The 22,092-nt window shown below is 70.4% G+C and carries 22 protein-coding genes; 16 read left to right on the forward strand and 6 right to left on the reverse strand.

Annotation, left to right across the window (positions count from 1 at the left end; all coding sequences use genetic code 11):
• Positions 1-102: 102 nt before the first annotated feature.
• Positions 103-612 (forward strand): single-stranded DNA-binding protein, encoded by a 510-nt coding sequence (gene ssb / locus RHOOR87_RS0115320; protein WP_007510721.1) that lies wholly within the window; start codon positions 103-105, stop codon positions 610-612.
• Between the two features lie 59 nt (positions 613-671).
• Here the strand turns inward: ssb and RHOOR87_RS0115325 are convergent, their stop codons facing one another.
• The 5 genes from RHOOR87_RS0115325 to RHOOR87_RS0115345 all read right to left on the reverse strand — a co-directional run bounded on the left by RHOOR87_RS0115325 (position 672) and on the right by RHOOR87_RS0115345 (position 5,793).
• Complete coding sequence (locus tag RHOOR87_RS0115325; protein WP_027485499.1) at positions 672-1,976, reverse strand: S8 family serine peptidase; 1,305 nt, start codon at positions 1,974-1,976, stop codon at positions 672-674.
• Positions 1,973-2,608 (reverse strand): hypothetical protein, encoded by a 636-nt coding sequence (locus tag RHOOR87_RS0115330; RefSeq protein WP_027485500.1) that lies wholly within the window; start codon positions 2,606-2,608, stop codon positions 1,973-1,975. Before RHOOR87_RS0115330 ends, RHOOR87_RS0115325 begins: the two co-directional genes overlap by 4 nt.
• A complete protein-coding gene (locus RHOOR87_RS0115335) occupies positions 2,605-3,189 on the reverse strand; it encodes a sigma-70 family RNA polymerase sigma factor (RefSeq protein WP_027485501.1) in 585 nt (194 codons plus the stop codon). The genes RHOOR87_RS0115330 and RHOOR87_RS0115335 overlap by 4 nt, the downstream gene beginning before the upstream one ends.
• Positions 3,190-3,265: 76 nt before the next feature.
• Entirely contained in the window at positions 3,266-4,234 is a 969-nt protein-coding gene (locus RHOOR87_RS0115340; protein WP_231381807.1) for a hypothetical protein, read from the reverse strand.
• A 203-nt stretch (positions 4,235-4,437) separates the two neighbouring features.
• Complete coding sequence (locus RHOOR87_RS0115345) at positions 4,438-5,793, reverse strand: hypothetical protein (RefSeq protein WP_007510710.1); 1,356 nt, start codon at positions 5,791-5,793, stop codon at positions 4,438-4,440.
• A 286-nt stretch (positions 5,794-6,079) separates the two neighbouring features.
• Here RHOOR87_RS0115345 and RHOOR87_RS0115350 point away from each other — a divergent pair, with 286 nt between their 5' ends.
• The 15 genes from RHOOR87_RS0115350 to RHOOR87_RS0115420 all read left to right on the forward strand — a co-directional run bounded on the left by RHOOR87_RS0115350 (position 6,080) and on the right by RHOOR87_RS0115420 (position 21,157).
• Positions 6,080-6,517, forward strand: a complete 438-nt coding sequence (locus RHOOR87_RS0115350; protein ID WP_007510708.1) for an FdtA/QdtA family cupin domain-containing protein — start codon at positions 6,080-6,082, stop codon at positions 6,515-6,517.
• Positions 6,502-7,167, forward strand: coding sequence for an acetyltransferase (locus tag RHOOR87_RS0115355; protein ID WP_007510706.1), 666 nt, complete (start codon positions 6,502-6,504; stop codon positions 7,165-7,167). The genes RHOOR87_RS0115350 and RHOOR87_RS0115355 overlap by 16 nt, the downstream gene beginning before the upstream one ends.
• A 6-nt stretch (positions 7,168-7,173) precedes the next feature.
• Complete coding sequence (locus RHOOR87_RS0115360) at positions 7,174-8,127, forward strand: hypothetical protein (RefSeq protein WP_027485502.1); 954 nt, start codon at positions 7,174-7,176, stop codon at positions 8,125-8,127.
• Positions 8,114-9,046, forward strand: coding sequence for a GNAT family N-acetyltransferase (locus RHOOR87_RS0115365; protein ID WP_027485503.1), 933 nt, complete (start codon positions 8,114-8,116; stop codon positions 9,044-9,046). Before RHOOR87_RS0115360 ends, RHOOR87_RS0115365 begins: the two co-directional genes overlap by 14 nt.
• Positions 9,046-10,203, forward strand: a complete 1,158-nt coding sequence (locus tag RHOOR87_RS0115370; protein WP_007510699.1) for a DegT/DnrJ/EryC1/StrS family aminotransferase — start codon at positions 9,046-9,048, stop codon at positions 10,201-10,203. The genes RHOOR87_RS0115365 and RHOOR87_RS0115370 overlap by 1 nt, the downstream gene beginning before the upstream one ends.
• Positions 10,200-11,456, forward strand: coding sequence for an O-antigen translocase (locus RHOOR87_RS0115375; RefSeq protein WP_027485505.1), 1,257 nt, complete (start codon positions 10,200-10,202; stop codon positions 11,454-11,456). Before RHOOR87_RS0115370 ends, RHOOR87_RS0115375 begins: the two co-directional genes overlap by 4 nt.
• Positions 11,453-12,400: a glycosyltransferase gene (locus RHOOR87_RS0115380; RefSeq protein ID WP_007510694.1), complete on the forward strand. Its 948-nt coding sequence runs from the start codon at positions 11,453-11,455 to the stop codon at positions 12,398-12,400. The genes RHOOR87_RS0115375 and RHOOR87_RS0115380 overlap by 4 nt, the downstream gene beginning before the upstream one ends.
• Positions 12,397-13,545 (forward strand): hypothetical protein, encoded by a 1,149-nt coding sequence (locus RHOOR87_RS0115385; RefSeq protein WP_027485506.1) that lies wholly within the window; start codon positions 12,397-12,399, stop codon positions 13,543-13,545. The genes RHOOR87_RS0115380 and RHOOR87_RS0115385 overlap by 4 nt, the downstream gene beginning before the upstream one ends.
• Before the next feature lie 10 nt (positions 13,546-13,555).
• Entirely contained in the window at positions 13,556-14,374 is an 819-nt protein-coding gene (locus RHOOR87_RS0115390) for a Wzz/FepE/Etk N-terminal domain-containing protein (RefSeq protein ID WP_027485507.1), read from the forward strand.
• A gap of 158 nt (positions 14,375-14,532) precedes the next feature.
• Positions 14,533-15,417: a class I SAM-dependent methyltransferase gene (locus RHOOR87_RS0115395; RefSeq protein WP_027485508.1), complete on the forward strand. Its 885-nt coding sequence runs from the start codon at positions 14,533-14,535 to the stop codon at positions 15,415-15,417.
• Between the two features lie 4 nt (positions 15,418-15,421).
• A complete protein-coding gene (locus RHOOR87_RS0115400) occupies positions 15,422-16,648 on the forward strand; it encodes an amidohydrolase family protein (RefSeq protein ID WP_027485509.1) in 1,227 nt (408 codons plus the stop codon).
• A gap of 14 nt (positions 16,649-16,662) precedes the next feature.
• Positions 16,663-17,346, forward strand: a complete 684-nt coding sequence (locus RHOOR87_RS0115405) for a class I SAM-dependent methyltransferase (protein WP_043795690.1) — start codon at positions 16,663-16,665, stop codon at positions 17,344-17,346.
• Between the two features lie 25 nt (positions 17,347-17,371).
• Entirely contained in the window at positions 17,372-18,889 is a 1,518-nt protein-coding gene (locus RHOOR87_RS0115410; RefSeq protein WP_027485511.1) for a radical SAM protein, read from the forward strand.
• Between the two features lie 13 nt (positions 18,890-18,902).
• Positions 18,903-20,030, forward strand: a complete 1,128-nt coding sequence (locus RHOOR87_RS0115415; RefSeq protein WP_027485512.1) for a glycosyltransferase family 4 protein — start codon at positions 18,903-18,905, stop codon at positions 20,028-20,030.
• Positions 20,027-21,157 carry a glycosyltransferase family 4 protein gene (locus RHOOR87_RS0115420; protein ID WP_027485513.1) on the forward strand — a complete coding sequence of 377 codons (1,131 nt, stop codon included), beginning with the start codon at positions 20,027-20,029 and terminating at the stop codon, positions 21,155-21,157. Before RHOOR87_RS0115415 ends, RHOOR87_RS0115420 begins: the two co-directional genes overlap by 4 nt.
• Here the strand turns inward: RHOOR87_RS0115420 and RHOOR87_RS0115425 are convergent.
• Positions 21,133-22,092: a class I SAM-dependent methyltransferase gene (locus tag RHOOR87_RS0115425; protein WP_007515104.1), complete on the reverse strand. Its 960-nt coding sequence runs from the start codon at positions 22,090-22,092 to the stop codon at positions 21,133-21,135. The two genes, RHOOR87_RS0115420 and RHOOR87_RS0115425, sit on opposite strands and share 25 nt — an antisense overlap.

Below are 22,092 nucleotides of genomic sequence, written 5' to 3' on the forward strand. Positions count from 1 at the left end.
GCTGGACTGGGTCCGTCCCGCGGTTATGATAGCCAGCCTGATCCACCACTCCGGCCGCAACCCCTCGCAGAATTTGCGGCCGGCTCAACCGAGGACACATCCATGGCACGTGGCGTCAACAAAGTCATCCTGATCGGCAACCTGGGCTCGGACCCCGAGGTGCGCAGCACCGGCAGCGGCACCACGGTGTGCAGCTTCAGCCTGGCCACTTCCGAGTCGTGGACCGACAAGCAGAGCGGCGAAAAGCAGGAACGCACCGAGTGGCACCGGATCAAGATCTTCGGCCGCCTCGGCGAGATCGCCGGCGAGTACCTGAAGAAGGGCCGCCAGGTCTACATCGAGGGTTCCATCCGCACTGACAAGTTCACCGGCAAGGATGGCGTGGAGAAGTATTTCACCGACATCATCGCCAGCGAGATGCAGATGCTCGGCAGCAACGAGGGCGCCGGCGCTGGCGGCGGTTACCAGCGCGAGCGCCCGCAGGGCGGCCAGCGCCAGGGCGGCGGCTACGGCGGCGGCCAGTCGCGCGGCAACGACGACCGCGGTCCGTCGCGCCCCTCGCCATCGGCCCCGGCCGACAACGGTTTCGCGGATGACGAGATCCCGTTCTAGGACACCCTACGAGGCTTGTCGCCTTTCCCTGACGGCCCGCCTCTGGCGGGCCGTTTCCGTCAGGGGGCGGCCTTCTCTTCGTTGCGCAGGCGCGCCACGGCCGACGCGGCATTCACCTGCAGCGTGCCGTCGGAAAGCCGGCTGCTTTGCAGCAGCAAGTCGTGCATCGAACGCGCGTCCAGTCCGGGCGCCATGGCGAGCAGCAGGGCAGCGATGCCGCTCACGTGCGCGGCGGCCATGGACGACCCGGAAGTGAAGTCGTAGCCGCCGTCCGGCTGGGTGGTCAGGATGTCGTTGCCGGGTGCGCTCAGTACCCCCGGCGGCGCTCTCGATGCGTTGCTGCTGCGCACGACGATGACTCCCGGTGCACGGTCGGGAAAGCCGGCGGCGTTGCCGTCCGGCGGCATGGCCGTGATCACGATGCGGCCCTGCTCCAGCAGCCGGGCAAGCAACTGGTCGAGCAGCGGATCAGCCGGGCCGCCCAGGCTCAGGTTGATGATGCGGGTATCGGTGTCGATGACCGCCGCCAGGGCCTTGGCCAGGGTGAAGGTGTTGCAGCGGGCGCCGGCGCCGGGCAAGGGCGGATACCAGCATGCCTTGTAGATGCTGAGCCGGGCCTTGGGCGCCATCCCCACGATGCCCTGGTGGTTGTCGGCGTCGGCGGCGATGACGCCGGCGACCTCGGTGCCATGATTGTCGCGGTCGAACGCCGCGCGATCCGCGTCGACCAGGTTGCGGGTGTCGCGAATGCGTCCGCGCAGGTCGGGGTGGGTCAAGTCGACGCCCGTATCGACGATCGCGACATCGACCTCGGCGCCCTGGCTGAGGTCGTGCGCGAGTGCCGCATCGGTTTCGACGAAGCCGCGCTGCAAGTCGGCATAGGGATCGTTGTAGTGGTGGGCGCCCTGCCGTGGCGGATCGGCGTAAACGGAATAATCCTGCAGTGGCTGGGCAAGCCGCACCCGGGCGTCTGCCGCAAGTGCCTTGAGCAGGGCGGCGCGGGGTATGCCGGGGGCCGGCGTCAGCACGATGCAGTACAGGTCGAGCGCCTTGACCGGCCAGCCGGTGACCTCCTGCCAGCCGTAGGTTCTCTTCAGCGCCGCGAGCGTCGATGCCGCCCGCTGGCCAACCCCATAGTTTGCGGACGGGACATAGCCCAGCACGCTGGAACCGGCATGCGTGGCGGGAGGGGCCAGCGGGTTGGCGACGGCCAGCACGATGTCGCGCCGGCTGTCCATGGCGGATGCGCTGGCCACGGATGAACGGTGCGGATCGGCGGGGTCATCGGCCGGCGCCGCGGGCCGCAGGTGCGCACAGGCACTCAGGGTCATCGCCGCGGCGAATACGATGGCCCCATGCTTCATGGTGTGGTGGCGACGGGCTCCGCCAGGCGGATGCCGTGGGTGGCGCGCAACTGCTGCAGCACATGCTGCTCCGTCGTGGTGGTGCTTCGCGGTACGACGGTATAGGCGCCGACGTCGTTGGGGCCATCCACCACCTGCAAGCCGAGGGTGTGCAGCAGCGCGTCCCAGTCGGACAGCTTCATGGCCGCATCAGGCACGACGCGGATCGAACCCGGGGTGGCCGGCCGGGGCGCCTCGCTGAGGGTGCGGTAGTGCGGGCGGCCGCCTTCCGACCACAGCTTCGTGCCCAGCGCACCGATGCCGATGGCCTGGATCAGCACCACGGCGGCCAGGGCGCGGGTCAGCCGGCTTGCCGTGCGTGAACGAAACGGCGCCTCCAGCGGAGCCGGCGCGTCGAGGCGGCCCAGCAAGTGTTTCAGCCCGACGTTGGCGTCGAGGGGGATATCGGAGGGCAGCGACATCGCCAGTTGCAGGCGGCTCTGCTGCGCAAACTCGGCGCGGCACGCTTCGCAGTGCACGAGGTGGCTCATCAGCGCTTCGCCCTGCTCCCGCGGGGCGCTGCCCTGCAGCACCCAGGGCATGGCTTCCCAGGCGCGGGCGCAGTCGCGACCGGAACTCGTCTGGAACATCATGGCGCGCCCTCCTTGCGTATCGGCAATTCTCCAGCCAGGGAGGGAAGCACGTTACGCAGTTTCACGCGCGCGTGGAACAGCCGCGCCTTCACCGTGCCCACGGGGCATTGCATGATGGCGGCCACTTCATCCAGGGAATGCCCCACGCCGTAGACCAGCTCGACCACGACCCGCTGGTCCACCGACAGGCAGCCGAGGCCCTTGCCCAGCCAGTCGCGCAGTTCGCGGTCTTCGCCCGGGTCGTGGGCGGGGACGCGATCTTGCCCCAGCGTGTCGTCGGCGACGGGTTCGTCGCCATGCTGGCGCAGTGCCTTGAGCCCGCAGCGGTAGGCAATGCCCATGATCCAGGTGGAAACGCGCGAGTCGCCGTGGAAATTGTCCGCCTTCTGCCAGGCGATCCAGAAACAGTCGTTGATGACCTCCTCGATGACGTCGGGTCGCCGCGTCAGTCGGGACAGGAAGCGGCACAGCCTGCCGTGGTAGCCGCGGTAGAGCACCGCCAACGCGGCACGGTCGCCCATCGACATGCGCTGGAGCAGCATGCGGTCGGTGGCGTCAGCGTCGGTATCAGCGTCGTTCATGTGGCTTCGCGGGGTGGTCGGAACGCGGTCGGTCCATGCGTGAGTACCGTTTCGGCCGGTAAAGGTTGCCAGCGGATCAGAAGGACCGCGAGAGCGTGGCGATCCAGGGCTGCGCGCCCATGTCTCGCGTCGACCATCGCGATCCCAGGTCGGTCATGACGCGATCGAGCTCCAGCCGCCATGCGCCATCGACCCACATCAGCCCGACGTGGCCGTAGCGGTAGAAGCCTTCGCCATCGCCGGGCCGGTAACGCCCATATTGGCGGTAGTGGCTGTACCGCGCGGGCGGGACGTGGGCAACGCCCGCTCCGGCGGAAACGAAGGCATGCTCCGTCAACGGCCAGTGGAAATCGAGATCGGCGGCGGCACGCGTGCGTCGATCCGCGGAGCCGATGCTGCGGCTGGCCGACAGGCCGAACGTCAGGATGTCCCGGTACAGCCAGTTGACCCCGGCTTCGCCGCGGTCGTAGGCGGTCGAGCGGGCGTCGCCGGAATAGCGGTAGTAGAGCACGCTGGCCTGCATCTGCCAGTCGCCGGAAAGCGGCCAGTGGCGCGAGCCCTGGAGCAGGGTTTGGACGATGCGCCCCGGCGAACGGACTTCGGCACTTGCGGACAGGCCCACCGACCAGCCTGTCGACGAGATCCACGAGGCAGCCGCCTGAACGGCGGGCGTGGCCGGCGTGATCGCCAGGCCGCGGTCGACCAGCTGCGAACCGAGTGCGACCGTACCGGCCATCCTGGCCGACTGGGCGTGCAGCAGGGCGGGATGGGCTGCGGCCACCGCCACGGCAAGCAGGCCCAGCCCCATGCGGGCAAGGCAGCGGCCGCGGGTGCCGACGTCAAGGCGGGCGGGCCGGACCCGGTGCCGGTGCGGCACGATTCCTGCGCTGCGTGGACCACATGCCGCCGTGGAATCTACCTGCGGCTCGAACGCAGGCCGGCGCGCGCCGTCGCGGCGACGTGCGCCAGAGGCCTTGAGCGCGGGACAGGTGAGCCACATCGCGTCATTGTTCGATTGGTCGAGTACGGCGGCGCCCCATGGCATGGCCGCACCACGAAAGGCATGCACGCCTTATAACCGAATCTGCGCGGGAAGGGGTGCCCTCTCTCCATGGACGATGCCCGGAGGTGGCACGGGTATCGTCGGCCGGCTGCGGGAACGGCACCGGCCTCCGCACGGGCAAGGCGGACGGCCCCGTGGGTGCCCGGCGAACGGGGCCGGCCACGCGGCAATGCTCTTGCGCGCCTTCAGAATGCCGCGCTCACGGAGATCGTGAAGGCGTTCAGATCCCTCGCGTTGGTCACCGGCGCCCCGGGCGGCGCGCCGAAGATGTTGTTGCGGGCGCCGTTGAAGCGGCTGAAACGGAACCAGGTGGCGTAGATCCTCAGATTGGCCAGGGAGCTGAAGGATTCCTTGCCGAAAGGTACCCAGAACACGCTGACGAGGTTGCTGGTGGTATCGGGACTGCCGTACGGGACGTAGCGGGCGGGGTCGCGCGAACCCGTGCTCACCATGCGGGACAGCGCGATGCCGTAGCTTTGCCTGAAGGTGTAGATGGCGGTGGCGATCTGGTCGCGGGCCGAGCCCTGCGGCAGCGCGAGCAGGCCCGGAACCACGGGACTGGCAGGCGTGCTGCCGTAATCGCGCTTCTCGAAGATGTTCACGTAGCTGAGCTGCAGGATGTTCTGCCGGTTGCCCAGATACTGGTAGGTGAGGTCGTAACCCAGGTCGGTGATGTCGTCGGCGGGGCCCAGACGGGGCCGCTGGCGCCGGGTGGTCAGGCCCACCACGCCGGCCGAGACGAACTGGGCCTTGAACTCCTTCATGTAGGCGAAGCGGAAGTATCCGGTGTCGCTGAACTTGCCCGGATCGCCGCCGACCGAATAACCCAGCCGATCCTGCACGGACGTCTGCAACGCGTTGTAGGTGCCGACTTCGCCGTACCAATCCGAGTCGTACAGGGCGTAGACCGTGGCGCCGATGACGCGGTTGGCCGGTGCGCCGGGGCTGGACAGGTTCAGCAGGGTCCCGGTGACGCCGGGTGGACCCAGGGTCGAAGCGGCCGGCAGCACGGCGAGGGGGTCGTTGAACCCCGGATTGTTGTTGACGCTCACGCCGAGCGTCAGATCCTTGCCGCCCAGCTTGAGCGCCTTGGCGACGAAGCGCAGGTCGAGGTTGCTCAGCCTGGTGTTGTACTTGCCGTTGCCGACATTGTCGGTCTCGATCTTGACGAAGCCGCCCACGTGATCGGTCAGTCGCCCGGCCAGGTAGATGTCGGCTTCGGTCAGTCGGCTCTTGCTGTCGCCGCGCGCCGGGTTGGTGCGGGCCGCCACGAGTTGCGCGGCCACCGGCAGCGCGTCGCCGATGTTCGCGTCGGTGTATCCGTTGAGCTTGAAACGCATGCCGACCGGCGTCAGCCCCGGCCCGTTGTCGCCGCCGCCATAGGCGCTGGAGTGGCAGACCGCGCAGACGTAGCCGGTTTGCCGGGCAAACGAGGGAACCGCCTGGACGGCGTTGCTGGCGAACAGCAGCAGGATCGCGAGGCCGTGCCACAGAAGGTTCCCGCGGCGGCCGGTTTCGGGTCGGGTCGGAAAAGGCAGCATGGGCTCTCCTTGGGGCCTGATCGGATGCGGCGATGCACGGGCCACGCGCCCGTCAGCGATGCTGCCCCGGCCGTACCGGCAGACCGCTGCAAGATGCGGGTAAGTGCCGGCCGGGCCGCCAAAGGTTGCGCACGGCGCCTGGCCGCGCCGGTGACGGCACCCGACCCGGCGGCAGGCCGTGCGGCGCCGGCGATCCGCCGCCCGCTGCCCGGCGCAACCTTTGTCCAGTCGGGCGGCACTCAAGCCTGTAAGTCGCCATCCCATGATTTGCAGCCGGGTCCGACCCATGGAAATCCAACGCATCCAGTTGCACAAACATGGCGACAGCCGCGGCATGCTCGTCGCGCTGGAACAGGACGGCGATGTGCCCTTCGCGATCCGGCGCGTGTACTACATCTTCGCCACGAAGAACGGCGTGCATCGCGGCCGGCACGCGCACCGCCATCTCAGCCAGCTGGCGGTGGCGGTGCGCGGAGCGGTCACTTTCCTGCTGGATGACGGCAGCGGCGCGACGGAGATCGTGCTCGACGATCCGGCCCAGGGCCTGCTGCTCGGCAGCATGGTGTGGCGGGAGCTCTACGACTTCAGCGACGACTGCGTGCTGATGGTGCTGGCCGACCACCCGTTTGATCCGGACGACTACATCACCGACTACGACCAGTTCCTGCGCGAGGTGAACGGCGCCATGCAACTGGAGGGTGCGACGGCATGTCAAGGCCGCTAGTCCTGATCGGCGCCGGCGAGTTCGCGCAGATCGCCTGCGAGTACTTCGAGCACGACAGCGACTACGACGTGGCGGCCTTCGGCGTCGAACGCGCCTATCTGACGCAGCCGCGGCTGGCGGGCCATCCCGTGGTGGCCTGCGAAACGCTGGAGACGGACTACCCGCCGGGCGAGGTGGAGGTGTTTGTCGCGATCCCCGCCAGCCAGCTCAACCGGCTGCGCACGCGCCTTTACCAGGAGCTGAAACGCCGGGGCTACCGCTTCGCCACCTATGTCAGCACGCGCGCGTTCGTGTGGCGCAATGCCGAAGTGGGCGAGAACAGCTTCATCTTCGAAGGCAACGTGATCCAGCCTTTCGTGCGCATCGGCAACAACTGCATCCTGTGGAGCGGCAACCACGTGGGGCACCGCACGGTCGTGCACGACAACGTGTTCATCGCCTCGCACGCGGTCGTTTCGGGCTACTGCGAGATCGGCGCCGGCAGCTTCGTCGGCGTGAACACCACCTTCAACGACCATGTGAAGGTGGCGCCCGACAACGTGATCGGCTCCGGCGCGCTGGTGACGCGCGATACCGAGCCGGGCCGGATCTACGTCGGCTCGCCGGCGCGCGCCGTGCCGGACAAGTCCAGCTTCGACGTGAAGCTTTGAATGCCCATGGCCGCGTGGAGGAAGAAGGGGCTGGTATTCGACACCGCGCGGCATGGCGTGGGCGGCTGGATGCGCCACTCGGCGCTCACGCCGACCCCGTATCGCATCGACGGCGAGCGCATCCGCGTCTACGCGGGCTTTCGCGATGGCGATGGCGTCAGCCGCATCGGCTATGTCGACGTGTGCGCGGACGACCCGGCCACGATCGTGCGCGTCAGCGCCGAACCGGCGCTCGACGTCGGCCGGGGCGGGTGTTTCGACGACAACGGCATGATCCTGGGCGACGTGGTCGACGCGCCGGGCGGCCTGCACCTGTTCTATGTCGGCTTCCAGCACGTGGCCAGGGCCAAGTTCCTGGCCTTTACCGGTCTGGCGATTTCGACCGATGGCGGCGAGCACTTCCGGCGCGTGCAGGAGACGCCGATCCTGGATCGCGCGCCCGGCCGCAGCACGATCGGCGCAGTGCATTCGGCCATCCATGAAGGTGGCCGCTGGCGGCTGTGGTACGCCGTGGGCGACGACTGGGAAATCATCGGCGGCAAGCCGTTTCCGCGTTACCACATCCGTTACGCGGAGACCGATGATCTGCGCGCCATGCCGCACGAAGATCGGGTCTGCCTGCTGCCGCGCGGCAGCGAGTACCGGATCGGGCGGCCGCGGGTGTACCGGCTCGGCGGCGGCTACGTCATGTACTTCACGCGAGGCAACCTCAGCGGCGAATACTTTCCCGGCATGGCCTGCAGCGACGACGGCATCCGCTGGGAACGCCGCGACGATGCGCTGGGCCTGGGCCTGTCCGACAGCGGCTGGGACTCGCGGACCATCTGCTACCCCGCGCTGATCCGTCAGCGCGACAAGCTGCTGATGTTCTACAACGGCAACGACATGGGCGTGGATGGCTTCGGCGTGGCCGAAGCCCTCGTGTCGCACCTCGACGGTGGCGCCGATGCTGGCGGTTAGGCGCTACGTTCCCGCCGATGCCGACGCCTGGGACGCCCTGGTCGAGCGCTCCAGGAACGGCAACCTGCTGCACCGGCGCGGCTACATGGATTACCACGCCGATCGCTTCGTCGACTGCTCGCTGGTCGTCGAGCAGCATGGCCGGATCGTGGCGGTGTTCCCGGCGGATATCCGCGACAAGCTGGTGACCAGTCATGGCGGGCTCACCTATGCCGGACTGATCCGCGGCCAGGCCCTGCGTGCCGACGCGACGCTCGCCGTGTTCGGACAGATGGCCGATGCCTACCGTGCGCTGGGCGCGCAGCGCATCGTCTACAAGGCGGTGCCGCACGTGTTCCATGCGTACCCGGCCGAGGAGGATCTTTACGCGCTGCAGCGCATGGGTGCCCGGCTGACGCGTCGCGACCTGTCCTCGGTGATTGCGCTGCAGGAACCGTTCCAGTTCACCGAACCGCGCCGGCGCGCGGTCAGGAAGGCGGGGCGGGCAGGCATCAGCCTGCAGGTCGGCACCGATCCGGCGTCGTTCCACGCGCTGCTGTCGGAGGTGCTGCGCCAGCATCACGTCGCGCCTACCCACAGCCTGCAGGAGCTACGCCTGCTGCAGGCACGCTTCCCGCGGCAGATCGTGCTGCACGAGGCGCGCCGGGAGGGTGTCCTGCTGGCGGGCGCCCTCGTCTACGATCTCGGCCGGGTGGTGCATACCCAGTACCTGGCCGCAGCGGAGGAGGGGCGCCGGCTGGATGCGCTGAGCTTCCTGCTCGCCGGGCTGATCGGCAGCACGTATGCGGACCGGCGCTACTTCTCTTTCGGCATTTCCACCGAACAGGCCGGGGCGGTGCTCAACAGCGGGCTGGTGACGCAGAAGGAATACTTCGGCGCGCGCGGCATCGTGCACGATTGCTACGAGTGGCCGCTGTGATGGGTCCCGACGTGATGCAGAACGCACCGGCGGAAGCCGCCCCGGGTGACGTCCCGTTCCTGAGCCTCCGGGAAGTCAATGCGCGTTACGCCGACGAGCTGAAGGCTGCCGCGGCACGCGTCATCGATTCGGGCTGGTATGTGCTCGGCGACGAGCTCGTCGCCTTCGAGCGGGAGTTCGCCGGCTGGTGCGGCGTGCGCCATGCCGTGGGCGTGGGCAACGGCCTGGATGCGCTGTCGCTGATCCTGCGCGGCTACAAGGAACTCGGCGTTCTCGGCGAGGGCGACGAGGTCGTGGTGCCCGGCAACACGTTCATCGCCAGCTTCCTGGCGATCAGCGAGAACCGGTTGGTGCCGCTGCCGGTGGAGCCCGATGCGGCGACGTTCAACCTCGATCCGGCCTGCGTGGAGGCGGCGATCGGACCGCGCACGCGCGCGATCATGGCGGTGCATCTGTATGGCCAGCTGGCCGACATGCCGGCGCTGGCGGCGCTGGCCCGGCGGCGCGGCTTGCTGCTGATCGAAGACGCGGCGCAGGCGCACGGCGCGCTGCGCGACGGGCGCAGGGCCGGCACGTTCGGCGACGCGGCGGCCTTCAGTTTCTTCCCGGCCAAGAACCTCGGCGCGCTGGGCGACGGCGGCGCGGTGGTGACCGGCGACGTGGCGCTGGCGCGGCGGGTCGCGGCGCTGCGCAACTACGGTTCCGAGGTGAAGTACCGCCACCTCTGCCAGGGGCTGAACTCGCGGCTCGACGAGATGCAGGCGGCGATGCTGCGGGTGAAGCTGAAGTATCTCGATGCGGACGTGGCCTGGCGCCGCCGGGTGGCGCATCGCTATCGCGACGGCATCCGCCACCCGCGGATCAAGTTGCCCGACGCGGTGCGCGAGGAACAGCACGCCTGGCACCTGTTCGTGGTGCGCTGCGCCGAGCGCGATGCGCTGCAGCGGCACCTGCGCGCACACGGCATCCAGGCCCAGGTGCATTACCCGGTGCCGGCGCATCGGCAGCCCGCGTATCCCGCATTGCGCAGTGCCCGCCTGCCGCTGACCGAGCGACTGTGCGACGAGGTGTTGAGCCTGCCGCTGGGGCCGACCCTGGGCGATGACGGCGTGGCGCGGGTGATCGATGCCTGCAACGCGTTCGGAGGCGGGGCATGAACATCGTGCGCGCCGGTTTCTACACCAGCCTCGCGACCGCCGCGCGGCTGCTCGCCGGGCTGGTGGCGATCAAGCTGGTGGCGTGGTTCGCCGGCCCCGAGGGCGTCGGCCGGCTCGGCCAGTTCATGAGCCTGATGTCGCTGCTGGCGGTGCTCGCCGGCGGCGGCATCAGCGCGGCCATCGTCAAGTATGTCGCCGAGTACCGCGACGATCCGCCCCGGCTGTCGCGCCTGCTGTCCGCCGCGCTGTGCTACGCGTTCTGCGCCTCCTGCCTGATGGGCGGCGCGGCGCTGCTGCTCAGTCGGCAGCTCGCCGCGTGGCTGCTGGGCGACCTGGGCTATGCCGGCCTGATCCGCGTGCTCGCCGTCGCGCAGCTCGGCATCGCGCTGCTCAACTACATCCTCGCGGTGGTCAACGGCTTCATGGACGTGCGCCGGCTGGCCTTGATCCAGGCGGGCGGGGCGCTGGTCGGCATCGTGATGATGATCTGGCTGGCGCGCTGGCTGCATCTGTATGGCGCGCTGCTGGCGCTGGTGCTGGGCCAGCTGCTGTGGCTGGCGATCGCCTTGCCGGCGTGGTGGCGCAGCTCGTACTTCCGCCGCCGCATGCTGCGGCTGCACTACGACCGCGAGATGACCTTGCGGCTGGCCACGTTCTCGGTGATGACCCTCACCTCCGCCCTGCTGCCGCCGCTGGTCAACATCGCCGTGCGCGACCATCTCGCGCTGCAGTTCGGCTGGGAACGGGTCGGCTACTGGCAGGCGGTCAGCAAGGTGTCGGACGCCTATCTGCTGTTCTTCACCGCGGCCATCAACATCTACTACCTGCCCAAGCTGGCCTCGACGCACGGCCGCGAGGCGCTGCTGGCCGAGCTGCGCAGCGCCGGTCGCCACGTCCTGCCGGCGGTCATCGTGCTGGCGGCCATGGTGTATGCGCTGCGCGGATGGGTGACCCGGCTGCTGTTCACGCCGGAGTTCGCCGCCGCCAACGCGCTGTACGGCCCGCAACTGGTCGGCGACGTCATCAAGGTCGCCTCCTTCGTCCTTTCCTACCTGATGCTGGCCAAGGCGATGACGGCGCTGTTCGTCGTCTCCGAATGCGTGTTCGCGGCCAGCTACCTCGCGCTGGTCTGGGTGTTTGCCGCGCGCTACGGCCTGGTCGGCGCGATGTACGCCTTCGCGGTCAACTACCTGCTGTATCTCGCCTTCAACCTGCTGGTTGCCCGGCGTTACCTGGGAGGGCTGCGACGATGAGCGGCGACGTACCGGCGAACACGGCGGCGCTGCCGCTGGTGTCCGTGCTGATTCCCGCGTTCAACCACGAGCGTTTCGTGCGGCGCTGCCTGGACAGCGTGCTGGAGGATCCGTATCCGGCCAAGGAGCTCATCGTCATCGACGACGGCTCGACCGACCGCACCGCCGAACGGATTGCCGACTGGGTCGCAACGCATTGCATGGATATCCCGATCGAGTACGTGCATCGGGACAACCGCGGCATCGCGGCGACGCTGAACGAACTGGCGGCGCGCGCGAACGGCGAGTTCCTGCGCCCCGGCGCCAGCGACGACTACCTGCTGCCGGGCGGTCTCGATGCCCAGGTGCGCTACTTGCTGGCGCATCCGGACAAGGGCGCGGTGATCGGCGATTCGGTCGTCGTCGACCAGGACGGCAACCGGCTGCACGACAGCGGCATGGGCCTGCTTCGCGGCGGCAGCAAGAGCCTGTACCGCTCCGACGACGGCATCCGCCGCGCGATCATCAGCCACTGGGCCATCGGCGGGCCGGTGGCCTTGATGCGGCGGAGCGCGCTGGACACCGTCGACCGCTGGAGCGAAGGCTTGCGCATCGAGGACTGGGATTTGTTCCTGCGCCTGGCGGCCCGCGACGCGCTCGGCTTCATCGACGTCAGCGTCTGCGCCTACCGCATCCACGGCGCGAACCTGAGCCGGACGCGGCACACCGCCACGCGGATCGGCAACCTCGCCGAGTCGCGCCAGGTGGCGCTGCGCCGGGCGTGCCTGTTCGACGAGCCGTACCGGACCCTGCTGCGGGCACAGGCGCACCACATCGGCGCCAAGATCGCGTTCCTGCAGGGACGGCCGTGGTCGCTGGCGCGGCATCTGCTCGCCTGGTCGTGGCTGCGACTGCTGTCGAAGCTGCGGCCTTCATCCGGACGCCATGGCGTGGAGGCGGCATGAAACGGTTGCTGTGCCTGCCGTCGGCCTATCTCGCGCTGCCGCTCCTGTTGGCCTGCGCGCTGACCCTGCTCACCTACGATCTCCCGGTCGACTACCTGCAGGGCCTGCTGCTGCTGGCGGTGGTTGCCGCGGCGATCGGCTGGTTCGACGTGCAGGCGCGGATCAGGATTCCGCCGGCCTCGCGCTTTCGCGCGCACAGCTACGCCGGCACCCGCGATGCGTTCGTGGCACTGGCCTTCGCGGAGCTGGTCGCGGCTTTCTGCGTGCTCGACCTGGCGCTGTTCCCGATTCCGCTGTTCGGCAACCCGTCGTCCTACGCCGTGATGAAGGATGGGCACGAGCACGTCCGGCACGTGTCGGACATCTGCTGGGTGCTGCCGCCGATCGGGCTGTTGTGCGCCAGGAAGCGGTGGCTGCGCAACACGCTCATCGGCATCGGCTTCCTGTTTCCGATCCTGGTGATCGACCGCAACCGGGTGTTCGCCACGGTGTTCGCGTTCGCGCTGGTGATCCTGCTGCGCCGGGACGAGGCCAGGCCGGTGCCGTGGAAGGCCGTCGGTTTGCTCGGCTTCGCCGGCGTCAGCGTGTTCTCGCTGCTCGGCATGCTGCGCTCCGGGCCGCTGGACTACCTCACCTTGCCGTTCAGCGCGATGTACCGCGCGGCGCCGGAAGGCATCAAGTGGCTGCTCCTCTACGCCACCGCCGGGCCGTACAACTTCAGCGCGATCCTGGCCAAGCACTACGGCAACGCCAGCTTCCTCATCCACCAGGTCGTGCCGCTGAGCGGTTCCGTCGCCACCGCGGGCACGGGCATTCCGCTGGATGCGCCGACCATCAACGTGGGCACGGAGTTCTTCCCGTTCCTGATGGCGTTCGGCCCGGCCGGCGCGGTGGCCGCCGCCGTCGTGCTGTACGTGATGCTGCGCTGGAGCGTGTCGCGGCTGCGCGCCACGGTGTCGCTGTTTTCCCTGCTGATCTTCCTGCGTGTTTCCTACGTCTGCGTGATGGCGCCGTTCGCGCCGCAGGCCTACACGTGGACGAACGCCGGCTTCATCGGCCTGTGCCTGGTCATGCAGGTTGTCGCGGCCTGGCTGCCGAACCGGCGGACCCGCGTGCCGATCGTGTCTCCTTCCTCTCCCCAGTGAGTGCCCGACCATGGAACAAGACGAAATCTACCTGATCGACCTCTGGCGGATCTTCACCCGCGGCTGGATCTGGTTCGCGGGCGTGCTGATCCTGACCCTGGCCGGCACCTATGCCTTCGCGCACCTGGTGAAGCGCCAGTGGCAGGCGACCGCGTGGATCCAGATCGCCCAGGTCGGGCAGGTGCCGCCGGGCCAGGATCCGAAGGTCGAGCCGCTGTTGCGCGTGATCGAGCGGCTGGAGCTGGTGCCGTTCGAGAACGAGATCCTGGAAGGCGCCGGCCATGCGCGCGATTCGTCCGTGGCAAGGCTTTATCGCAAGAGCCTGAAGCTGGAGCCGATGCCCTATGCCGGCCCGCTGGTCCGCCTGACCGTGCGGGCCTATTCCCGCGAGCAGGCGGCCGAACTGGCCACGGCGACGGTGGTCCGCTTGGCCGCGGTCCACCGGCGCCTGGAAGAGGCGCCGCTGCAGGCGGCGCGCGCGCGACTGGCCCGCATCGAGGCCGACCTGCAGGTCGCCGAGGGCGACCTGGCCCGCTATCAACGGGCGGCCGCACCGGGCAGCAGGGATGCGCAGGGTGCGGTGCTGGCCAGCCTGCTGCTGGCGAACAAGAACGAGGAGATCCGCGGCTTGCGGCAGGCGCGGATGGATCTCATGGAACGCCTCGGCCCGAGCTACACCTATGCGACGTCGATGATGTGGCCGGTCTACGTGCCCGACAAGCAGGCCTTCCCGAATCCCGAACTGACCTGGGGCATCGGCCTGCTGCTGGGCTTGCTGCTGGGCGCATGCGCGGCCGTGGCGAGGGCCGGTCGACGGCGGGGGGCCTGAACCCGGCGATGCATGCGCGGCCGGCGCCGTTCAACCAAACCGGCGCCGGCGCGCACTCACGGAGCGGATCCATGAAGTGCCGGGGCCGACCCGTGACGGGGTCGGCGGTGTCGCGGTGAAGGGAAGTCTGCCTCACGGTGGGACGGAGTTCGTTCGATATGCGTGGACTGCACAAGCTGCGCCCCGGGCACCGCGCCGTGCCCGCCGGAAGCGCCCGCCAGCACCCGCGGCACTCGCCGCCGGACGAGGCACAGCTGCTCGACACGCAGCGCGCGTTCGACAGTGTCGCCGCCGACTACGACGGGCCCCGCGGCAACAACGAGCTGATCCAGCGCATGCGGCTGATCCTGTGGGATACCGTGCACAGCGTCGTGCCGCCTGGCGCGCGCCTGCTGGACCTGGGCTGCGGCACCGGCATCGACGCGCTGGAGTTTGCGCGGCGCGGCTTCCATGTCGTCGCCACCGACTGGTCGCCGCTGATGGTCGAACGCACGCGGGCGCGGGCGGCGGCCGCGGCCATGCAGTCGCGCGTGACGGTCGCGCACCTCGGCATCCAGCAACTCGCCCGGCTCGACGACGAGTTCGACGGCATCTATTCGAACTTCGGCCCGCTGAACTGCGTGCCGGACCTCGGCGCCGTCGCCACCGAATGCGCGCGCCTGCTGCGCCCCGGCGGCAGCCTGGTGTTCTCGGTGATGGGCCGGATCTGTCCGTGGGAGCTGGGGCACTACGCCCTGCGCGGCCGCTTCAGGCGCGCCGGCGTGCGCGCCGCGCGTGGCGCGACGGCGGTGGGCATGAACCGCCACACGATCTGGACCTGCTACTACCTGCCGCGCGAGTTCTACCGTGCCTTCAGCGGGCAGTTCTCGCTGCAGGGCTATCGCGCGCTGGGCCTGTTCCTGCCGCCGCCCTACCTGGTGGACTACTACCGCCGCCGGCGCCGCTGGTGCGAGCGCCTCGGCCGGCTCGACGATCGCCTGGGCGCGCTGCCGCTGCTGCGCGACATGGGCGACCATTTCCTGATCGTGCTGCGACGGCGCTGAGTCGATGGACGTTCTGCAGGCCGCGATGGATGTCAGCTTGTGCCGGGCCGTCTCGGTCACGCCCGCGGGCCGCTCGCGCATGCCGCTGCCGATCCGGGGCGGGCGGATCGGCGCGTCGCTGGCGGCGCGGGCGTACCGGCTCGACCTGCGCGACCATCTGCTCTTCCCCGGCCTGATCAACGCGCACGAGCATCTGCACGTCAACACGGTGCCGCCGCTGCCAGCCCGCGCGCCATTCCCGAACAGCTATGCCTGGATCGCCGCGTTCCGGGCGCACTTCGAGGAGCCGGCGGTGATCGCCGCGCTGCGGGTGCCGAAGGCGCTGCGGCTGCGCCACGGCGCGCTGAAGAACCTGCTTGCCGGCACCACCTGCGTGGCGCATCACGACCCCTGGCATCCGGCGCTCGACGAGCCGGATTTCCCGGTCGGCGTGCTGCGCGACTACGGCTGGAGCTATGCGCTGGGCTGGCCCGATTACGGTCCGCCGGCGCGGTCGAGCTTCGCCGCCACGCCCGCCGACCGGCCCTGGCTGATCCACCTGGCCGAAGGCACCGACGCGATCGCGCAGGCGGAGCTGGCCCGGCTCGACGAGATGGGTTGCCTGGCGGCGAACAGCGTGCTGATCCACGGCGTCGGCCTGCGCGAGCGCGACGTCGACCGGGTGATCGAGCGCGGCGCGGCGGTGGTCTGGTGTCCGACCAGCAACCGCAACCTGCTCGGGCGCTCGCTGGACCCGCGGCGCCTGTGCGCGGCCGGACGGCTTGCGCTGGGCAGCGACTCGCGGCTCAGCGGTGCCCGCGACCTGCTTGACGAAATGCGCGGCATCGTCGCCCGCGGCGAGCTGGGCGCCGGGCCGTTGCTGGACCTGGTCACCAGCCAGGCCGCGCGTATCCTGCGGCTGCCCTCCGGCGGCAGCCTGGCGCCGGGCGCGCCGGCGGACCTGGTGATCGTCGAGGACCGCGGCGGCGACGAGCGCTGCGGCCTGGTCGGCATCGAGCGCAGCCGGATCCGGGCGGTGGTGCGCCACGGCGTGCCGCGCATCGCCGATCCGGATTTCGCCGAATGGTTCGACGTCGCCGGCATGGACGCCGTGCCGGTGACGCTGGACGGCAGACCGAAACTGCTGGCCAGGCCGCTGGCCGACCCTGCGCTGGTGGCGCTCGAACCGGGGCTCGCACTGGCCGCCGCGCACCGCGCGCACGACCTCGCCATGGAGGCCGGCCAGTCGTGACGACGCGTCCGCCGATGCTGCTGCCGGCCGAGGCGTATGCCTTGTGGGCAGCCAGTTACCCCGCGCATGCGCACAACCCGGTGATGCAGGCGGAGGAGCGCGCCATGCTCGGGCTGATGCCGGCCACGCTGCGCGGGCAAGCCGTGCTCGATGTCGGTTGCGGCAGCGGACGCTACATGCTGCATGCGCTGCGCCGTGGTGCGGCGCGCGTGATCGGCGTGGATCTGTCGTCGCCGATGCTCGCGCGCGCCGGCGTCGAGCTGGCCGCCTGGCAGGCCGCCGCGGACATCGACCTGGTGCAGGGCAGCCTCGAAGCGCTGCCGGTGCCGGATGCGCGGGCGAACCTGACCCTCTGCGGCCTGGTCGTCGGCCATCTCGACGACCTGCAGCACGCGCTGGCCGAGCTGTGCCGGGTGACCCGGCCCGGCGGCACGCTGCTGTGCAGCGACGTGCATCCGATCGGAGATGCGCTGGGCTGGCTGCGCGACTTCAAGTCGGACGGCCGGCACTACGCCGTGCGGCACACGCGGCACCTGTACGGCCACTGGCACGCGGCCTGCGCCGCGCTCGGGCTGCGCATCGAGCAGGTGCTGGAGCCGATGCTCGACCCGGCCGACATCCCCGCCGGTGCGCGTTTCGACCGCGCCGCGCTGGCGGTTCCCGTGGCGCTGGTGTTCCGGCTGCGGCGCGAGCCGTGATTCCCTCGTCCTGCAGGCCCTTGCCATGACCGATGCGGCACGCACGCTGTTGATCAACCCGACCATCACCTCGCGGCGCAGCGCGCGCTTCCCGTTGTCCCTGCTGCACCTGGCGGCCGCGCTGGAGCGCAGCGGCCACGACAGCCGGATCATCGACGGCAACGTCGACCGCGATTTCGTCAACGACGCCTTGCGCGCGCTGGAGCAGGGCGCGTTCGACGCGGTCGGCGTCAGCGTCATGGGCGGCCCGCAGCTGGCGCCGGCGATCGCCGTCTCCACCGCGATCCGCGCACGCTTTCCGGCGCTGCCGATCGTCTGGGGCGGCTATTTCCCCACGCTCAACCCGGACGCGGCGCTGGCCGCGCCCTACGTCGACTACGCGGTGCGCGGGCAGGCCGGGGAAACCCTGCCGGAGCTGATCGCCGCGCTGGACGGCAGGGCCGAGGCGAAGCTGGCGACGATCGGCGGGCTGTCGTGGAAACAGGGCGGCGCGGTCGTGCACAACCCGAACCGCCGTTTCACCCTGGCCGACCACGGCCGGGTGCTGCCCTACGACAAGCTCGGCGACCCGCGGCGCTACCTGGCGCGCACCTATCTCGGCCGCCGCACCGTGGCGCACCAGGCGTCGGTCGGCTGCCGCTTCCGCTGCACCTTCTGCGGCGTGGCCGCGATGTTCGGCGGCACCACCGTGCTGCCGGCGGCGCAGCAGCTCGAACGCGATCTGAGCTACCTCAAGCACACGCTGGGCGCGGACTCGGTGCAGTACTTCGACAACAATTTCTTCGATCGCGAGCGGGACATGCTGCCGCTGCTCGAAGTGATGGCCCGGTTCGAGATGCCGTGGTGGTGCTTTGCCCGCGCCGACGCCCTGCTCAACCTGTCGGAACAGGCGTGGAAGCTGGTGCGCAAGAGCCGGCTGCGGATGGCGTACATCGGCGCGGAGTCGCCCAATGGGCAGATGCTCAAGGAGATCCGCAAGGGCACGCGGCCGGACCAGACCATGGCGGTGGTGGAGTTGTGCCGCCGCCACGGCGTGATCCCCGAGCTGTCCTTCATGGTCGCGCCGCCGGAGAACACGGCCGAGGAGACCGAGCACACCTTCGAGTTCATCCGCGCGCTGAAGCGGGTCAATCCGCAGTCGGAGGTCGTCATCTACGTCTACACGCCGCTGCCGGAAAACAGCCGGCACGAGCAGGACCGCGCGCGGCGTCCGGCGAAACCGCTGTTCGGTCTCGACGGCGAACCGGTGGTGTTTCCGACCACGCCGGAGGAGTGGGCGCAGCCGCGCTGGGTCGACTACACCTGCCATGCCGACGCGCCCTGGCTCGACGACCGGCTGCGCCGGCGCATCCGGGATTTCGTCACCGTGCTGCGCTGCCGCTTTCCCACCGTGCAGGACCTGCGCTCGCCGCCGTGGGCCAAGCGCAGCCTGAGCGCGATGGCGCTCTGGCGCTACCGCTACGGCAGGTACGACCGGCCGTGGGAACTGGAGCTGGCCAACCGGCTGGTGCGCCTGCGCATGCCGCAGGTCTCGGGCCTCTAGCCGGGTGCGCGCCGTGCACGTCGCGCAGCTCAACTTCCTGCCCGCGCCGGCAGGACTGGCGCCAGCCGAGGTGCTGGAACGCTGGCACTCGCTGGCGGACATCGCCGAGGCGGCCGCCAGCGCCGGCACCCGCGTGTCGGTGATCCAGGCGGCGGCGCGCGAGGAGCGGATCACGCGTGGCGGCATCGACTATCGCTTCGTCGACATCCGCGGGCTGGCGACGGCGGCCGACCGGGGCCGCCGTTTCGCCGGCGTGCTCGCCGAGATCCGCGCCGACGTGCTGCACGGGCACAGTCTCGGTTTTGCCGAGGACGCCTTCGCCATCGCGCAGTGCCTGCCGCGGCTGCCGATCATCCTGCAGGACCACGCCGATCGGCCGCCGCGCCGGTGGCGGCGGCCGCCGTGGCGGCGCTGGTATGCGGCGCTGGCCGGCGTCGCCTTCACCGCGCCCGAACTGGCGCGGCCGTTCACCCGGGCCGGACTGTTCGCGCCGCACACGCGGCGGTTTGCGATTCCCGAATCCAGCAGCCGCTTCAGTGTCGGCCATCACGCCGACGCCCGCGCCGGAACCGGCCTGCATGGCGATCCCTGCGTGCTGTGGGTGGGGCATCTGAATGCCGGCAAGGACCCGTTGAGCGTGCTCGACGGCGTCAGCCTGGCGGCGCGGCGGCTGCCTGGCCTGCAGTTGTGGTGCGCCTTCGGCAGCGCGCCGCTGCTCGGCGCGGTGCGGGCGCGCATCGCGCGCGACCCGCAGCTTGCCGGGCGCGTGCACTTGCTGGGCACGGTGGCGCACGCGCGGGTCGAGCTGCTGATGCGCGCGGCCGACCTGTTCGTCTCGGGCAGCCGCGCCGAAAGCTGCGGCTACGCCGCGCTCGAGGCGCTGGCTTGCGGCGTCACTCCGGTGCTCACGGATATTCCCTCCTTCCGCGCGCTGATCGGCGACCGCGGCATCGGTCGCCTGTGGGCTTGCGGCGAGGCGACGCAGCTGGCCGAGGCGCTGGTCGCTGCCGCTGCCGGCCGGCCGCCGGCGGCACAGGTGCGCGCCCATTTCGACGCCGCGCTGTCGTTCGCCGCGGTGGGCCGGCAATGGGCCGATGCCTACGTGCAGGTGTGCGACGAGCGGTGCCGGAGGGCGTCGTGAAACTCGCGCTGGTGGTGCCGGGCGGAGTGGATCGCAGCGGCGAGTACCGGGTGATCCCGGCCTTGCTGGCGCTGATCGAACGACTGGCGCGCAGCCACGAGGTGCATGTGTTCGCGCTGCAGCAGGAAGCGGCGGCGGGCCGCTGGGAGCTCGCCGGTGCGAGCATCCACAACATCGGCGACGGCTGGACCCGGCTGCGCGCGATCGCGGCGATCCGCGCCGAGCATCGCCGCGCGCCGTTCGATCGGATCCAGGCGATCTTCTCCGGCTCGTGCGGCCTGGTGGCCGTGGCCGCGGCCAGGCTGCTGCGGCGGCCGAGCCTGGTGCATGTCGCCGGCGGCGAGCTGGTCGCGCTGCGCGCGATCGGCTACGGCGGGCGGCTGCGATGGAAGGGGCGGCTGCGCGAGGCATGCGTGCTGCGTGCCGCCGATGTCGTCACGGCGGCCAGCGCACCGGTCATCGAGGCGCTGCGCGCACTCGGCGTGGTGGCCCGGCGCGTGCCGCTCGGCGTCGACCTGCAGGCCTGGCCGCCGCTCGCGCCGCGCGTGCGCCGCACCGGCCCGGCGCGGCTGATCCACGTGGCCAGCCTCAACCGGGTGAAGGATCAGCCGACCCTGCTGCGCGCGCTGGCCGTGCTGCGCGACGGCGGGCTGGCCTTCCGCATGGATGTGGTCGGCGTGGACACCTTGCAGGGCGAGGTGCAGCGGCTGGCCGGCCGGCTGGGGCTGGAGCACTGCGTCCGCTTCCTCGGGTTCCGGACGCAACGCGAATTGCGCCCGTTGATGGAAGCGGCCGACCTGCTGGTGATGTCCTCGCTGCACGAGGCCGGTCCGCTGGTGTTGCTGGAGGCGGCGGTGGCCGGCGTGCCGACGGTCGGCACGGCGGTCGGGCATCTGGTGGAATGGGCGCCTGCGGCGGCGCGTGCGGTGCCCGTCGGCGACTGGGCGGCGCTGGCCGAGGCGATCGGGCAGCTGCTTGCCGACGAAGCGCTGCGCCTGCGACTGGCCGCGGCTGCGCAGCGCCGGGCGCTGCCGGAGGACGCCGACTGCACGGCGCGGTTGTTCGAAGCGCTGTATCGGCACTCGCCCGCCGACGCGCAGGGTCAGGCCGGTTTGCGGGCCACGTAAAGTCGGAACTTCGAAGGCTCGCGCCGGCCGCGGAGCTTCGCCGCGAAGGGGCGCAACGCCCAGCGCAGGCCGTACCACGGGCGGTGCACCTCCCAGCGGATCGACAGCGCAGCGGCCATCTGCTGCAGGCGCTCGTCGGTGAGGTAACCCAGGCTGGCGAGGGCGTCGGCCGCCGTGCCGTGGCGGCGCAGGAAGGCTTCGCGACGCTCGGCCAGCATCTGCCGGCCGCTCGCGTCGCGGGCGTACCACGGCGTGTCGCTGATGATCACCATGCCGCCCTTGCGCACGCAGCGCAAAGCTTCGCGCAGGCACGCTTCGCCGTCTTCGGCGTAGTGGAAGGAGGCATTGAACACGGCGGCATCGAACTGCGCGTCGGCGAACGGCAGGCGACGGATCTCGGCCTGGAAGCGCGCAAACAGCGCCGGCAGGCGCGCCCGGTAGTGCCGGGCCGCGCCCAGCCCGTCGCGATCGTTGCCGAGCAGGTCGACCGCGGTCGGCCGATACCCGGCCAGCGCCAGGCGAAAACTCATCCAGCCGTTGCCCGCGCCGAGGTCGAGGATGCGGCCCCCTTGCGGCAGCTGCCGCACGATGCAGTCGTAGCTGCGCGCGCGCATCCGCCACTGGTCGCGATTCCTGCCGCTGGCGTCGCGGTAGGGCAGGGCGAGGTAGAAATCCGCGCTTGCGCTGCCGCGGCCTTCGGCGGCCCTGATCCGCTCGTAGTCGGCGATGAAGCGCGCGTGGCGGGCGGCCGATTCCGGCGCCAGGGCGTGCGCGATGCCGTCGTCGATCACGATGGCGAAGCCGCAGGCCGGACAATCCAGCGTGTCGATGGCGCTTCCGCAGCGAGGGCAGCGCAGCCGCAGGCCCGCCAGCGCCGCCGCGTCCGCGGCATGGCTGGCCGGTGACGGGTCCGAGGCTGGTTGCGCCCGCGACAT

The sequence above is a fragment of the Rhodanobacter sp. OR87 genome, from assembly GCF_000473345.1.
Lineage (GTDB): Bacteria > Pseudomonadota > Gammaproteobacteria > Xanthomonadales > Rhodanobacteraceae > Rhodanobacter > Rhodanobacter denitrificans.

Excerpts from the sequence above, each read along its gene's own strand:
- ssb (WP_007510721.1), top strand. The coding sequence starts at position 103 with ATGGCACGTGGCGTCAACAAAGTCATCCTGATCGGCAACCTGGGCTCG.
- RHOOR87_RS0115325 (WP_027485499.1), bottom strand. The coding sequence starts at position 1,976 with ATGAAGCATGGGGCCATCGTATTCGCCGCGGCGATGACCCTGAGTGCC.
- RHOOR87_RS0115330 (WP_027485500.1), bottom strand. The coding sequence starts at position 2,608 with ATGATGTTCCAGACGAGTTCCGGTCGCGACTGCGCCCGCGCCTGGGAA.
- RHOOR87_RS0115335 (WP_027485501.1), bottom strand. The coding sequence starts at position 3,189 with ATGAACGACGCTGATACCGACGCTGACGCCACCGACCGCATGCTGCTC.
- RHOOR87_RS0115340 (WP_231381807.1), bottom strand. The coding sequence starts at position 4,234 with ATGCCATGGGGCGCCGCCGTACTCGACCAATCGAACAATGACGCGATG.
- RHOOR87_RS0115345 (WP_007510710.1), bottom strand. The coding sequence starts at position 5,793 with ATGCTGCCTTTTCCGACCCGACCCGAAACCGGCCGCCGCGGGAACCTT.
- RHOOR87_RS0115350 (WP_007510708.1), top strand. The coding sequence starts at position 6,080 with ATGGAAATCCAACGCATCCAGTTGCACAAACATGGCGACAGCCGCGGC.
- RHOOR87_RS0115355 (WP_007510706.1), top strand. The coding sequence starts at position 6,502 with ATGTCAAGGCCGCTAGTCCTGATCGGCGCCGGCGAGTTCGCGCAGATC.
- RHOOR87_RS0115360 (WP_027485502.1), top strand. The coding sequence starts at position 7,174 with ATGGCCGCGTGGAGGAAGAAGGGGCTGGTATTCGACACCGCGCGGCAT.
- RHOOR87_RS0115365 (WP_027485503.1), top strand. The coding sequence starts at position 8,114 with ATGCTGGCGGTTAGGCGCTACGTTCCCGCCGATGCCGACGCCTGGGAC.
- RHOOR87_RS0115370 (WP_007510699.1), top strand. The coding sequence starts at position 9,046 with ATGGGTCCCGACGTGATGCAGAACGCACCGGCGGAAGCCGCCCCGGGT.
- RHOOR87_RS0115375 (WP_027485505.1), top strand. The coding sequence starts at position 10,200 with ATGAACATCGTGCGCGCCGGTTTCTACACCAGCCTCGCGACCGCCGCG.
- RHOOR87_RS0115380 (WP_007510694.1), top strand. The coding sequence starts at position 11,453 with ATGAGCGGCGACGTACCGGCGAACACGGCGGCGCTGCCGCTGGTGTCC.
- RHOOR87_RS0115385 (WP_027485506.1), top strand. The coding sequence starts at position 12,397 with ATGAAACGGTTGCTGTGCCTGCCGTCGGCCTATCTCGCGCTGCCGCTC.
- RHOOR87_RS0115390 (WP_027485507.1), top strand. The coding sequence starts at position 13,556 with ATGGAACAAGACGAAATCTACCTGATCGACCTCTGGCGGATCTTCACC.
- RHOOR87_RS0115395 (WP_027485508.1), top strand. The coding sequence starts at position 14,533 with ATGCGTGGACTGCACAAGCTGCGCCCCGGGCACCGCGCCGTGCCCGCC.
- RHOOR87_RS0115400 (WP_027485509.1), top strand. The coding sequence starts at position 15,422 with ATGGACGTTCTGCAGGCCGCGATGGATGTCAGCTTGTGCCGGGCCGTC.
- RHOOR87_RS0115405 (WP_043795690.1), top strand. The coding sequence starts at position 16,663 with ATGCTGCTGCCGGCCGAGGCGTATGCCTTGTGGGCAGCCAGTTACCCC.
- RHOOR87_RS0115410 (WP_027485511.1), top strand. The coding sequence starts at position 17,372 with ATGACCGATGCGGCACGCACGCTGTTGATCAACCCGACCATCACCTCG.
- RHOOR87_RS0115425 (WP_007515104.1), bottom strand. The coding sequence starts at position 22,092 with ATGTCGCGGGCGCAACCAGCCTCGGACCCGTCACCGGCCAGCCATGCC.